Genomic DNA, 14,644 nt, shown 5'->3' on the forward strand with positions numbered 1-14,644 from the left:
CTATGTTTGTTCTTATATTTTCACCAAAAGATTGTTGTAGCTCATGGTATTCATGAATGTTACATCCGAAGCAGATCCAAAAACCATTCTTATGCCGAAATTGGAAACTTTATCATCTTTGCCCGAATAGAGATCATAATATTCCTTAGGGTTGAAATGCACACCATTATCCCTGAAACGAAGTTTGAAACCTTCCTCGGTAAACATAAGTTTTATGGACAATAACGGATCCTTCTCTTTTTCATATGCATAGGAAATGATATTCTTACCCATCTCTTCAATGCAGAGAGAAACCAGCATTTTCTGGCGCTTGCTGCCTCCATGCTTATTTACAAATTCAGCCGCATCTGATGAAAAAACGCACAGATCCTCCACTGACAAAGAAGTATCTTCCATCATATTTTCTTTGGCTATGCCGAAACTGTCAGGCTTAAGTATCCAGGCATCCGGCATAAATGGATTCTTATGAGATATGGTGCATATGATCACCATGATAAATACAAGATTAAAAAACATTACAACAACGAAGTTGTACCATAGTGACTCAAGGCCGAGGAAACAAGGTACAACGTATGCATAAACCGTCGTACACAAAGCCATAAATATGAGAATCATATTTCCGAGACCGTGTCTCTTTATACCTCTCAGATATCCGATGTAACTTTCAGAAATGCATCTGAATAAGATATGTATGGTGAATATCCTCAGGCCATGCTTGGCAAGGCTTAGTATATTTTTATCAAGTGTAAAGATTCTTGCCGAAAGATCTCCGGAAAAACATATCACTGCCAAAAGGGCCAGGGATATGATAACGGATTTCTTCAGCATGATTATAAGTATCTCCTTGAGACCTTCCCTGTCTTCCTCGCCATTGATGATTCCGGTAACCATGGCAGACAACTCACACATTCCTGAGGGGAAGCATATGAGTAGTTCTCCCACCTGGGATACCACGGTAAATATAGACACATATCTTTCCGAACCGAATTTCAGAAATGCTGCATTGATGGCTGCGGTCGACAAGGCGATACACAGATTCCGAATAAGGGCAGGCAAACCGTCATGCATTATTTCCCCGATCCTGGAAAGACGTACACTTTTAATTGAATACTTCACGGTATGATTGCCGGAAGACATCCTGACAAGGACAAATGCTGCAGAGATCCAATAACTCAGTGTTGTCGCCATGGCCATTCCAAACACACCGCCGTGAAATACAAACAGGTTCGCAAGATCGAAAACAATATCCAGTAAAAATGCGGTAAGCACCGCGATTATGCTGGTCTTATTATCACCCTCTATCTGAAGCATACCCGGAAAAACCATGATAACCGAAAGAGCCGGCATAACCAGAACATATCCACACATATATCCTCTGGTCTGTTCAAACAGTACGGAGTCACGCTGCAAACCCAGCATCATACATACTACTGGTGAAAAAATGAGTACCAGTGTTGTAAATATAAGGGAAATGCCTACAGATACGGTTACAGTTGTAGAAAAAAAACTGTTCATTTCATCTATATTGCATTTTCCCGATTCATTACTGCATATATTGGCATTACCTGCTGCCATGATGCTGGAAAGTCCTGCCACCACCAAAACCACAGGGGTAACCATTCCTTCCGCAGCGATAGCCTGCTCTCCCAGGAAATGTCCTGCGAGAGCAGTATCAATTATGGAACAAATGGTGATAACCAACTGACTTGCGATCATGGAAGGCAGCATCCGGGATATGAAATCCGAAATAAATGACCTTTTCCTATTCATTTAAATACTCTCTTTCGTCAGATAGGATACTGCTTCACAGAAAAGATCATACAGTCTATTCATACTTTCCTGATCATAATGCGCCTTTGAGTATCTCTCAACAAATAACAGATCTTTCATTTTTAAACTATCAACAATACTAATGCCACACATACTGTCAGTTGCGTCGCCATTAATCGTACCAAGCTGTATCTCTTCCTCAATGAGTTGTTCAAAAACACCGATATCATCTACATCCTTCTGGTAGATAAAGCGCATAAGCCTGTTTTCAGCATCAATAAAACCTTTAAAGTAAGGGTAGGAAATATGAGAATCAATGAACCTTACCTGCTCCTCGACAGAGGCCTTTAAACTCTCAGGTGTTGAATCCTTATCCCTGACGAGTACTATAGGAAAATATTCTGCATAGAGACCTATGGAATTCATCCTGTGAATATCATTTCTTGCTTCACTGGCGAACCTTACAAGCGCGCGATCTGTTTCATTATAATTACAAACCGCAAGCGCACAGGCAGTTATAAATGAAACATTCCCACTCATTGCCGACCTGTCGAGGGGGAGGGGTTTCATGTTTAAAGCTCCCTTAAAACTATCATTTTCATGATCAGTTCTTAAACACAGATCACTTTCCTTAAATGAACCTAACTTCTCAAATAATGCCTTACTGTACGCCTCAGCCTCCTTGTATTCTTCCGTAGAGGAATCTTTTGATTTCTTCATAAGATAATAATAAAAATCAGGTTCAAGTACTGCATCAGGGTCACTGTAACACTCATAAATCTGATCCAATAAAACCTTGAATGAGAAACCATCACTTATAGTATGATGCATTTCAATGTAAAAGAACGAACCCTTCTCCGTACATATTATGCGAGACCTCCAGAGCGGGCTATCAAACATCTTAAATGGCCGTATAAGGCTGTCTTTAATAGCTTCAAATTCAGCAGAAGACATTTTTTCAATGGAAACCTCTTTAAAGATACTCTCGTCATATACCTGTCTGTACTCTCCGCTGCCATCAACTCGTATTATCTTCGTGAAAAATACAGGATGCTGCTTCAGCACTTTATTAAGGGCATTCGCAAAGGCATTTGTATCGATATCCCCCTTTAGTCTGAATAACTCCGCATCATTACCGTATAGCGAATCAGGGGATTCCAGCTGAATGTCAAGGTGCAGCCTCATTCCAATGGTAAGAGGCAATGCTTCCTTCATGGCAGCTTCATTTTCCTCTGAAATAGCATCATTGTCAGCTATTCCTTCACAGTAAGCAGCTAAAGCTTTCGGTGTACGATATTTATAAATCGTTGCATTATTAATACCCGGATGACTGCACTCCATGATGAGTCGTATGGATGTAATGGAGCTTCCGCCTATCTCAAAGAAGTCATCATTTACACCGACTCTCTCAAGACCGATGCAAAGCGCATACTTCTCACAAAGCAGCTTCTCCATATCTGTGGAAGGTGCTTCATAATTATCTTCATTGTCTGTTCCGGGCTCAGGCAATGCCTTCTTATCTATCTTTCCGTTTGCGGTGAGAGGCATCTGATCAAGCTGTATGAATACCTGAGGTACCATGTACTCTGTAAGCTTTGATGCCAGATGTTTTCTCAAAGAATCTATGTCTACGGTCTCATCCGCTGTGAAATAGGCCGCAAGATAATCTGTTTTCTGCTTTATAACTACAACGATACTTGAACGCACTTTAGGATAGGAATTGATAACACTCTCTATCTCTCCAAGCTCGACTCTTAATCCTCTAAGCTTCACCTGATTATCCATACGTCCATGGAATTCAATGTTTCCGTCCTTACGTATGCGTACAAGGTCTCCGCTTCTGTATGCCCGCTTTCCCAGCACGTTTATGAAGCACTTTTCATTGAGATCATCACGGCCAATATAGCCGCGGCCTACGCCTTCACCCATAATCACCATTTCACCAAGAGCACCCAGTGGCTGGAGCTTCTGATTTCTGTCCATAGTGCAGATAGAGACATTGGCATTTGGTATGCCTATGGTGATATCCTGAGAGCTCCTGATGACCTGCATGGTACAGCTGATTGTGGCCTCAGTGGGACCGTAACCGTTCATGATATAAATGTCAGGATTTACGGCACTCAGTTTATCGTAAAGTGCTGCCGGGAATGCTTCGGCGCCTAAGTCGATACTTTTAACGTTCTTTATTGCTTTTTGGAAATCCTCCGCAAGCTTTCCCATATCAAGCAGGTTCATAAGATAGCTGGGAGTGCATGACATAAGATCAACACCGTTTTTTAGCATAAGATCCGCCAGAGCCTGAGGATTCATGATCTCTTCACGGGTAGCAAGAACAGAAGTCAGCCCGTTGGCTAACGGAATAAATTCCTCCATTATGGAAACATCAAAGGTAAGTGCTGCTATGGCAAGACTCACATGTCCTCTTCTTGTATACCCAATCGTCTCATGATTCTTTTCGTTGTCATCAACAAAATTCACAATGTTTTTGTTCATGAGCATAACACCCTTGGGCTTTCCTGTGGAACCGGAGGTGTAGATAACGTATGCAAGAGACTCCGGTGACACAGAGACATTAATATCCGATCTGTCACCCTCCTTTACGGCATCGTAAACATTGATGACGGTAATGCCTGATGCAGCAAGCTTATCAAAGAGTTCCTTTCTCTTTTCCAGAACCTCACCTGTCGTTACAAGAAGCTTTGCCTTGGAATCCTCAAGAATATAGCCGATTCTGTCTTCCGGATACTCCGGGTCTATGGGCATAAAAGCACCGCCGCTCTTAAGGGCACCCTGTCTCATGACATAGGCATAACTGTTCCTTTCAGCAAGAACCGCAATTATGGTGTCAGGCTTTGCGCCAAGGTTTTGCAAGTAGTGTCCAAGAGCATTTGCCTCACCGTTAAGTTCCTTATAAGTGAGACTACGATCTGTGGCAACCATAGCCACTCTCTCAGGATACTTTTCTGCAGTGTCCTGAAGAAGACGGTATGCAGGTCTTTCAACAACGGGATATGAGGAATCATAAAGAGATGCTATGGTGTCTTTATCCTTTTCTGTTACAAGGGTAATGTCAGAAAGCTTTTCCTTACAAAGCATCTCTCCTACAACATGGTCAAGAAGATGCATTAAACAATTTACTGTATACTCACTGTATTGTGATGAGTCGTAACAACCTTCATAAACTGCTTTTCCATCACATAAAGCTGCAGAAATTCCGAGAAGAGATTTGTTCTTTTCCGGTTCAGCCCTATTAATATTTAAAACGTCTTCAGAAAAAGACATAGTATAGGCATTTGACACCTGTTTTTCAGTTGTATCGGGCTTCCCTGCACCTTCAGAAGAATCAGAATCGGAATTCTCACCTCTGAAAGCAAAAAGAATCTGCCCCTTTACATCATAGGATTCTCCCAAATCAGGAAAATCATATATTTCATTCTCCAAAGCACCGGTGAGAAAACTGTCACAACACTTAACAAACTCTTTCACACTGAGCTTATCATCATAAGAGAGACATACCGGCACTGTCTTTCCGAACACGGATTCACAAACCTCAGCGCCGGTTTCTTCCGATACATCACAAGACGTTGTGAATATAGCCTGCTCCGATGCCGTATAAGAACATAAAGCGATGCCGAACGCCGCACTGAAGAAAGCATTCTCGGAAACCGAATTCTCCTCACAGTATTTTTTCACAGCAGCAAAATCGGTTACTCCACTTAATCTTTTAGAGGCATAACCACCCTCATTTCCACTACCATCTTTGACCGGCAGAGTATCTCCACTGCAGCCTTTGAAAATGCTGTCAAACCAGACTTTGGCTTTTTCGCGTTTGCCTTCTTCTGATGTGTTGATCATTTCTGTTTGATTTATATTCTCCATAAAATGCACCTATCTTCTTTATATTTCATTCCACGCAGAAAACAGTTCAGGAAGCTCTGCTATTTCATGCTTTTTCATATCACTAAGATAATACTCAGCAACTTCCTTTTTAGCTCTCATTACTTCCTCATTTACCTCTATACCACGGATTGTTCTGTAATCATAGCGAAGAGCAATGATATCACAATATATCTTTGTAAGTTCAAGACATTTATTTTTATTCTCTTCCGATAATCCTGCAAAATACTCTGTCTTAAGCCTGTCAAAAAGTCCTGATGCAAGCTCCGAAGTCATATGACAAATATTCTTTACAAAAGCATCATATGGCAGCTCATCAGGAAGTGAGAACATCTTCCTGAATATCTCTTCTTCGTTTATAAGTTCCTGATAAACTGCTGTGAGCTGAGCCATATCCCACACCGGATGTCCAAACCCAAAATCATCCATATCGATGAGCAGCATCTTTTCATCCATGAGCATGATATTCCCTGCATGGAGATCCCCGTGAACACATGTATTCTTTTCGGGTGTTGCACGAATAAAACTTCTTATAAGCTCTGCATCCTTCTCTGAAACAAGACACTCTATGCCATCAAAATCTCTTTCCATGACTTTAGAAACACTGCTCATCACTTCGGTGTCAAGTTCTGTGTTTCCAAGGTACTTCATCAAATCTGCCATATCCTTTGAATAGTCAGGTATCTTTTCCGGGTTTTCAGATATCCTGTTGGCAAGAAGGTCTGACTTAACAAATTCAAAAACAAAACCATAGCCTTCATTTGTTTCAACGATGCGGAACGGAATCATGGTAGGTATGCCTATGGCAAAAACTTCCCGGAATGTTTCAAGCTCCTCCTCCAGAATCTCTCGGGATCTTCCATCACTGTATACTTTCAACACCTGCTCATCATTAAGCTTATAAACCTTTCCTATGGCACCTTTGCCCAAAACCTGAAGCCCTGTCACATCTACAAAATCCGGTTTCCTTCTTACATTTACCATCTTTGAAAAGCCGGTCTCTACAAATATTTTAAAGACTTCATCATCTGAAACATTGTCAATGATCACCTTATTATTTACTTTCTTTATATATTTCAATATTATCCTGAGGCCAAGAGAAGATATGTACCTGAGCTCACTTGCATCCAATACAACATTTTCATAATCCTCCGGTAATTCAATGGCAAATATTTCCTTTTCTACTTCCTGAGCATTCTCTATATAAATTTTCTCCGGAAGTCTGATTGCAACTTTTTCACCTTCATATGTAGCTTCCATGATTCAAATCTCCTTTCAATGTTTTTCAAGTCCGACCTGGAATTTATAAGAACGTAAATAATGCCCTTCATTAAAAGAATTGGCAACCGTCCAGCCGTGACACTGCCCCGAAACCATAAGACTCTGACATCTGGATAAAAGATAAAGGGCATAGAAATAGTTTGATGTATTGTCCTCCAGAACCGCTGTGTAATCATCTTCAGTTTTTTCGAGATCACTGAGCAGCTTAACATTAACAAAATCAGAAACACGGTGACGCACCTGAGAAACAGCGATGACCATTGCCCCAAATTCCTTCTTCATTTTTTCAAGTACATCCTGGTCCTCTGTAGCAAGGAATATCCTGTCATAACCATCCTCACGGATCCACTCCTGTATGGTAGGAAGCATGTCCTCAACGGTAGCCATCTGTCTTGCACCCGTCATGCCGGATGCAATGTAATCGGTGCCTCTGATAAGAATACCCAGTACCTTGTGACCACCGAGTACAGTTTCGGCATATTCTTCAAGCTCGCTTCTGAACACATCTGACAGTATTGATGTATCTATATCAGACGAGCACTTAGAGCATAGGTAGGTCATTGAAATCGATGTGAAATTATCAATAAAGACCGTATTTGATGCATCTGCATCATCGGGACATTCAGAAATATTAAAATAGTGATGAATCATTTCATCAGGGTAACGTGAACCGTTCTTCCTTAAAAATGTATCCCACCCTTTAGTGGCGAACAATTTCTTTGCCATAGTATAGTAGGACAGAACACCACCGATGCCTACATTATCGGCAATAGCTACTTCAACATATCTGACTTTACCTTTGATATGTCCTGCCAGATCCTGCCAGAAAAACACTGAATGGAAAAGCGGCATAGTGCTTATGGTATGAAAGCTTCCCTCCAAAGTTCCACTGACAAACTCGTCTGCAACATGTAATGTGTGATGCTCAGGATCGTCCTCAGCCGTCCTGTCAAAAGTCTCACTCACATGGAGACGTTCTGAAGGCTCTATAAAGCCATAAATCCTCTCATCATGATAATAAACCTCTGCATCTGTATGTGATAATGCAAGCTGCCCCAGAACAATGGAATACTCATTAAACTCCTCAAATTCTATGATTCTGTGTTCCTTAAGGAGTGACAGTTCAAGGTTATCCACATTTCCGGAATCGTAGGTTAAATATGATGGATAAATATCTGTCCCCTTCTTGATCTTTCGGTACTTCTCCGGAACCAGATCATTATTTTTGACATAAGAGATATCATAATCTCCAAAGGAAGCTCCGGTTACATGATAAAGTTTTTTTCCTAGCTTCAACGCCTGGCTGAATACATCGCGACTATGCTGTAAAGTCTCGGCTTCTGCATCTGTTCTCTCTGTAATACGAAACACAAATCCACCCCCTGGTTGAAAATCTGCAATTACTGATTCCTGCCATATTAATAAAAACTCATTTGGCAAATTGTAATACAATAAATTTTACATCATTTGGATTATACCATTTATAAAGAAATTTTATCCCGAATTTAGATATTTATTTTTTTGTTATGAATTTTGCAAAAAAAATATCAGCCGCAGACAAGATGGCTTAAGCCAAATCTTATCTGCGGCTGATTTATTTATGAATTGTCACTTTATGTTGTTTTTATACCTTGATCTCAGCTGTAAGTCCGAGAACTTCCTTATTCTCCTCAAGTATCGGATTTACTACTTCGTTAATATAATCTTCTGTCTGCTTAGGTGAGCGTCCTACATAACGCTCAGGCTGCATGCTCGCCTCAAGGTCTTCGAGAGAAAGATGGAAGCTTGGGTCTGCAGCGATGAGTTCAAGAAGATTGTTATCCTTTCCTTCTTCCTTGACTGTCTTTCCTGCCTCCATGCTGAGCTGTCTGATCTTTTCATGAAGCTCCTGACGGTCTCCACCTGCCTTAACAGCATCCATCATGATGTTCTCGGTAGCCATAAAAGGAAGCTCCGCCATAAGGTGCTTGCGGATAACCTTTGGATAAACTACAAGACCGTCCACAACATTAAGGTAAAGATCAAGGATTCCATCGATAGCGAGGAAGCCCTCAGGTACAGAAAGACGCTTGTTTGCAGAGTCATCGAGTGTACGCTCAAACCACTGTGTGCTGGACACAAGCATTGGATTCATCACATCTGACATAACATAGTCAGCGAGAGATGCGATACGCTCTGAACGCATAGGATTACGCTTGTAAGCCATGGCACTGGAACCGATCTGATGCTTCTCGAAAGGCTCTTCTATCTCCTTCATATGCTGGAGCATACGGATATCGTTAGTGAACTTGTGGGCTGACTGTGCAATGCCTGCGAGAATGCTTAAAACGCGAAAATCCACCTTACGGCTGTAGGTCTGGCCAGAAACCGGGTAGCAGGACTTGAAGCCCATCTTCTCAGCTATCTTCTGATCAAGCTCGCGGCACTTTGCGTGATCGCCGTCGAAAAGCTCCAGGAAGGAAGCCTGGGTTCCTGTGGTTCCCTTTGAACCGAGTAATTTGAGAGAATCCAGAACATAATCCAGATCCTGAAGATCCATAACGAGATCATTGATCCAGAGAGTAGAACGCTTTCCAACTGTGGTTGGCTGTGCCGGCTGGAAATGTGTATATGCAAGAGTCGGGAGATCCTTGTGCTTCATGGCGAACTTGCTGAGCTCATTGATACAGTTGATAAGCTTCTTACGAACAAGCTCGAGACCCTGACGCATGATGATGATATCGGTGTTGTCACCAACATAGCAGGAAGTAGCGCCGAGATGGATGATTCCCTTTGCTGTCGGGCACTGAACGCCGTAAGCATAAACGTGGCTCATTACGTCGTGACGAACCTCTTTCTCACGGGCTTCGGCAACTTCGTAGTTGATATCATCCTGATGTGCCTTAAGTTCATCAATCTGCTCTTTGGTAATGTTAAGACCCAGCTCATGCTCAGTCTCAGCGAGAGCTATCCAGAGCTTTCTCCATGTACGGAACTTATTGTCCTGTGAGAAAATGTACTGCATCTCCTCTGAAGCGTAACGACCTGTCAGTGGGCTGGTGTAACGATTGTGTTCTGCCATCTTGATCTCCTTTTTATAAATCATAAATGAATGATGATTCGGATTATGAATTAATCCGCAACATTTAAAAATATATACTATTTTTTTTCAGCTGTCGAATAAAAAAGCAGCTTCGGATGTAATCCGAAACCACTTTGTTTTTTTTTTACGCCAGAACATCCTGCATGGAATAAAGTCCTGCAGCCTTTCCGTTAAGGAACTTAGCGGCGTTGAGAGCGCCGTTTGCAAAAATGTTTCTGGAATAAGCTGTGTGATTGAAAGTGATGACTTCGTCTTCACCGGCAAAAATTATGTCATGAACCCCGGCGATGGTTCCGCCACGAACAGCACTTACACCAATCTCGTCATGAGGACGGGCTTCACGACGGCTTGAACGATCGTAAACATAAGCCATTTTATTATCAAGAGCTTCGTTTACAGCATCTGCCAGAGCAATGGCTGTACCTGAAGGAGCATCTGCCTTTCTTCTGTGATGCTGCTCCACGATATCGATGTCAAAGCCTTTCTCATAAAGCTTCCTGGCAGCTTCCTTTACAAGTGAAAGAAGAAGGTTTACACCGATGGACATATTGGCGCTTCTAAGTATTGGAGCCTTATTTGAGATTTCCTTTACACGGGCAAGCTGCTCCTCTGAAAGACCTGTTGTGCACTGAACGCAGGGTTTTCCGGTCTTTTCTACATAGTCAAGGAGTCCGTTAATGGCAGGTGCCACTGAGAAATCTATGATCACATCAAATTCCTCTTTTACCTTATCAAAGCTGCTGTATACAGGGAATCCAAAAGCCGGATCGTCCAAATGATCCTCTCGATCCAATCCCGCAACTATTTCGATGTCGTCCATAGCTTTAGCACAATTTGCAACATTTCTGCCCATAACACCCATGGCGCCGAAAATCAATACTTTAGTCATTTTCTCTCCTTTCAGTTTTATCCCAAACCATATAGACATACATTCAGGTATAAAACCCTCAATCCACCTGACAGCCAGAAATATATCTACTATCAAATACATTTTCAAAAACAGCAGTGATCGAATCTAATATAGGATCACTGCTGTAAATTAATTAATATTTCAAAAATCAAAGGATTCCGTATTTCTCCATTTCTTTCTTGAGAAGATCCTTTGTGGCATCTGATGCCTCTGTAAGAGGAAGTCGCAGAGAACCTACCTTCTTTCCCTGAAGATTCATGGCTGCCTTAACCGGAATAGGGTTAACCTCTGCAAAAAGAGCCTTGATAAGATTAAATGCCTTAAGCTGGGCATCCAGTGAACCCTTGATGTCTCCATCAAACCACTTCTGGCAAATCTCATGAGTCTCTCTGGGTGCAACATTGGAAAGTACGGAAATAACTCCTGAACCGCCAAGCGCAAGAAGAGGAACAACCTCATCATCATCACCTGAATAAAGAGCAAAATCCTTATCCACGAGAGTCATGAGCTTTGTACTCATCTCGATATTTCCTGTAGCATCCTTAACACCAACGATATTCTTTACATTGTTGTAAAGATAAGCCATGGTCTCCGGCTGAATGGTAACGCCGGTTCTTGATGGAATATTGTAAAGGATACAAGGAATGTTGATGCTGTCAGCGATAGCTGTAAAGTGCTTGATAAGACCGTTCTGTGTAGCCTTGTTGTAGTAAGGTGTAACCAGAAGAACTCCGTCAGCTCCGTCCTTTTCGGCCTGCTTTGAAAGCTCTATAGCAGTGGCTGTACAATTACTGCCGGTGCCTGCAATAACCGGAATACGATGAGCAACTTTTTCTATAATGAAACGTACAACGTCCATATGCTCTTTTTCTGACATTGTAGAAGCCTCACCTGTGGTACCGCATGCGATGATGGCATCTGTGCCGCCTTCAACCTGCTCTTCGATGAGCTCTGCCAGTTTATCGTAATTTACTGAACCATCCTCATGAAATGGAGTAATGAGAGCTACTCCTGCTCCTTTAAATATGGCCATAATAACCTCCGATTTTTAGGGTTTTAAACACTAAACTCAGCCTATTATACAACACTATATAAAAACAAGCGACAGAAAATCTGCCGCCTGCCATATTTTTTATTTATAAGTATTATCCGTTCTTTCTTGCTATACCTGCTCTCTTTCTGAGGGTAGGATCAAGGATCTTCTTACGTATACGGAGATTCTCAGGAGTTACCTCGAGAAGCTCGTCTGTATCGATGAAGTCGATGCACTGCTCAAGAGACATGATCTTCTTCGGTGTAAGCTTGAGAGCTTCGTCGGAAGATGATGTACGGGTATTGGTAAGGTGCTTGGTCTTGCAGACATTAAGCTCGATGTCCTCAGACTTAGGTGACTGACCGATGACCATACCTGAATATACCTTCTCGCCGGGTCCGATGAAAAGAGTTCCTCTTGCCTGAGCCTGGAAAAGACCGTAAGTTACAGCCTCACCGTTCTCGAATGCAATAAGTGAACCCTGGTGACGATATGAAAGCTCTCCTCTGAACTCGCCGTAACCGTCAAACTCAGTGTTGAGGATACCGTTACCCTTTGTATCTGTCATGAACTCGCCTCTGTAACCGATAAGGCCTCTTGAAGGAATATCGAACTCAAGACGTGTGTAGCCTGTTGCAAGAGGGCTCATACCGTTGAGAACACCCTTACGCTGTGTAAGCTTCTGAATAACAGTACCGGTGCAGTCATCGGGAACGTCGATGTAAGCGATCTCCATAGGCTCCATCTTCTTGCCCTGCTCATTGGTCTTGAAGATAACCTCTGCCTTTGAAACGGCAAACTCGAAGCCCTCACGACGCATAGTCTCGATAAGAACAGAAAGATGAAGCTCTCCACGTCCTGATACCTTCAATGTATCTGCAGAGTCTGTATCCTCTACGCGGAGTGAAACGTCTGTCTGAAGCTCACGCATGAGACGGTCTCTGATATGTCTTGATGTAACGAACTTTCCTTCCTGACCTGCAAGAGGAGAATCGTTAACGATGAAATCCATGGAAATAGTAGGCTCAGTGATCTTCTGGAAAGGAATAGCCTCTGCCTCACCGGTTACAACAGTATCTCCTACATGAAGATCTTCAATTCCGGAAATAGCAACTATCTCACCGCAGGAAGCTTCCTGAACATCAACTCTCTTAAGTCCGTCAAAGGTATAGAGCTTTGTGATTCTTACCTTTGTCTTCTTGTCATGGTCATGGTGGTTAACTACAAATGCTTCCTGATTGAGCTTAAGTGTACCATTCTCGATCTTACCGATACCGATACGTCCAACGAACTCATTATAATCAATAGTAGAAACCAGCATCTGAGTATCAGCTTCAGCATCTCCCTCAGGAGCAGGAATATAATCAAGTATAGCCTGGAAAAGAGGCTCCATATCTTTCTCTTCGTCATCAAGCTTAGCCTTTGCGAAACCTTCCTTTGAGGAAGCGTAAAGGAACGGGCAGTCAAGCTGCTCGTCGGAAGCATTGAGATCCATCATAAGCTCGAGAACTTCGTCCTCAACCTCTGTAGGACGTGCCTGTGGCTTATCGATCTTGTTGATAACGCAAAGTACAGGAAGTCTGAGATCCAGAGCCTTCTGAAGTACAAATCTTGTCTGAGGCATAGGTCCCTCAAATGCATCAACAAGGAGAATTGCACCATCAACCATCTTTAATATACGCTCAACCTCGCCACCGAAATCAGCGTGGCCCGGAGTATCAATGATATTGATCTTGGTATCCTTATATGTAACAGCTGTGTTCTTGGAAAGGATGGTGATACCTCTCTCACGCTCAAGAGGGTTGGAATCCATTACACGGATACCTACATCCTGGTTGTCACGGAATACACCTGACTGCTTTAAAAGTTCATCTACCAGAGTCGTTTTACCGTGATCGACATGGGCGATGATAGCAACGTTACGAATATTTTCTCTCTTCTGCTTCATTCTATTACCTCAGATATTACATTAAGGAAGTATTTACTTCTCATTACAAAAAAATCTTAGGCATTATACCACCGGGATTTCTCGATTGCAAGTGTTATACTGCCGCCGGATATCTCCTGTATGTGATTTTGAAACGGGGCAAGCTTAAGTTCAGGCACAAGCCAGGTCATTTTAACATTATTCCCATACTCGGCCTCCGCTTCGGTAATGCCGGTGGTCTCCGTGAAATATTTAATTTTTCCTACCAATGTATATGGAATCTCAGCTTCTGCCCTGTAACCCTCAACCGCTGAGAGCACCACAGCATTGTCAATGGCAGCTTTTGCAGCATTGGTGTAGCTTCTGACCAGTCCTCCGGTCCCGAGAAGGGTCCCACCAAAGTAACGGGTCACTATCATGAGGGCATCATGTATGTCCTGACCCTTCAGAACATTAAGGATCGGCATACCGGCAGTCTGTGAAGGTTCCCCGTCATCAGACTGCTTCATGATCTCATAATTGTCGCCGATGACGTAAGCATAGCAATGATGTCTTGCATCATAATATTTCTTTCTCACAGCATTGATATGTTCCTGGGCTTCTTCCTCAGACTTAACAGGAAACACCTCGCCTATAAAACGGGATTTCTTTTCCTCATATTCACCTGTTGCGTAGTCTTTAATGTACTTCATAAACTCTGTTTCTTTAATGTTAACCCATCTTAATCAAAACATTTAATAATAG

General features: G+C 42.3%; 9 protein-coding genes. All 9 read right to left on the reverse strand.

The annotated features are described in order from the left end of the window. Window positions 1-12: 12 nt before the first annotated feature. A complete protein-coding gene (locus T357_RS0100165; protein WP_031547417.1) occupies window positions 13-1,770 on the reverse strand; it encodes an MATE family efflux transporter in 1,758 nt (585 codons plus the stop codon). Further along, complete coding sequence (locus T357_RS19710; protein ID WP_031547419.1) at window positions 1,771-5,649, reverse strand: non-ribosomal peptide synthetase; 3,879 nt, start codon at window positions 5,647-5,649, stop codon at window positions 1,771-1,773. A gap of 18 nt (window positions 5,650-5,667) precedes the next feature. After that, window positions 5,668-6,927, reverse strand: coding sequence for a phosphotransferase (locus T357_RS0100175; RefSeq protein ID WP_031547422.1), 1,260 nt, complete (start codon window positions 6,925-6,927; stop codon window positions 5,668-5,670). Window positions 6,928-6,942: 15 nt separating this feature from the next. Then, window positions 6,943-8,319 carry an O-fucosyltransferase family protein gene (locus T357_RS0100180; RefSeq protein ID WP_031547425.1) on the reverse strand — a complete coding sequence of 459 codons (1,377 nt, stop codon included), beginning with the start codon at window positions 8,317-8,319 and terminating at the stop codon, window positions 6,943-6,945. Window positions 8,320-8,572: 253 nt separating this feature from the next. Continuing rightward, complete coding sequence (purB, locus tag T357_RS0100185; protein WP_031547428.1) at window positions 8,573-10,009, reverse strand: adenylosuccinate lyase; 1,437 nt, start codon at window positions 10,007-10,009, stop codon at window positions 8,573-8,575. Between the two features lie 145 nt (window positions 10,010-10,154). Beyond that, a complete protein-coding gene (gene dapB, locus T357_RS0100190; protein WP_031547430.1) occupies window positions 10,155-10,919 on the reverse strand; it encodes a 4-hydroxy-tetrahydrodipicolinate reductase in 765 nt (254 codons plus the stop codon). A 169-nt stretch (window positions 10,920-11,088) separates the two neighbouring features. Further along, window positions 11,089-11,973: a 4-hydroxy-tetrahydrodipicolinate synthase gene (gene dapA, locus T357_RS0100195; protein ID WP_031547432.1), complete on the reverse strand. Its 885-nt coding sequence runs from the start codon at window positions 11,971-11,973 to the stop codon at window positions 11,089-11,091. 112 nt (window positions 11,974-12,085) lie between these two features. Further along, window positions 12,086-13,921, reverse strand: a complete 1,836-nt coding sequence (gene typA / locus T357_RS0100200; protein WP_031547433.1) for a translational GTPase TypA — start codon at window positions 13,919-13,921, stop codon at window positions 12,086-12,088. 56 nt (window positions 13,922-13,977) lie between these two features. Beyond that, complete coding sequence (locus T357_RS0100205) at window positions 13,978-14,592, reverse strand: YigZ family protein (protein ID WP_031547435.1); 615 nt, start codon at window positions 14,590-14,592, stop codon at window positions 13,978-13,980. Between the last annotated feature and the right edge of the window lie 52 nt (window positions 14,593-14,644).

This window comes from Oribacterium sp. FC2011, from assembly GCF_000701645.1.
In the GTDB taxonomy this organism is placed as follows: Bacteria; Bacillota; Clostridia; order Lachnospirales; family Lachnospiraceae; genus Oribacterium.

Bases quoted from the DNA above. Each gene is read 5' to 3' on its own strand.
- typA (WP_031547433.1), bottom strand. From the start codon at position 13,921: ATGAAGCAGAAGAGAGAAAATATTCGTAACGTTGCTATCATCGCCCAT.
- dapB (WP_031547430.1), bottom strand. From the start codon at position 10,919: ATGACTAAAGTATTGATTTTCGGCGCCATGGGTGTTATGGGCAGAAAT.
- purB (WP_031547428.1), bottom strand. From the start codon at position 10,009: ATGGCAGAACACAATCGTTACACCAGCCCACTGACAGGTCGTTACGCT.
- dapA (WP_031547432.1), bottom strand. From the start codon at position 11,973: ATGGCCATATTTAAAGGAGCAGGAGTAGCTCTCATTACTCCATTTCAT.
- T357_RS0100175 (WP_031547422.1), bottom strand. From the start codon at position 6,927: ATGGAAGCTACATATGAAGGTGAAAAAGTTGCAATCAGACTTCCGGAG.
- T357_RS0100205 (WP_031547435.1), bottom strand. From the start codon at position 14,592: ATGAAGTACATTAAAGACTACGCAACAGGTGAATATGAGGAAAAGAAA.
- T357_RS0100165 (WP_031547417.1), bottom strand. From the start codon at position 1,770: ATGAATAGGAAAAGGTCATTTATTTCGGATTTCATATCCCGGATGCTG.
- T357_RS19710 (WP_031547419.1), bottom strand. From the start codon at position 5,649: ATGGAGAATATAAATCAAACAGAAATGATCAACACATCAGAAGAAGGC.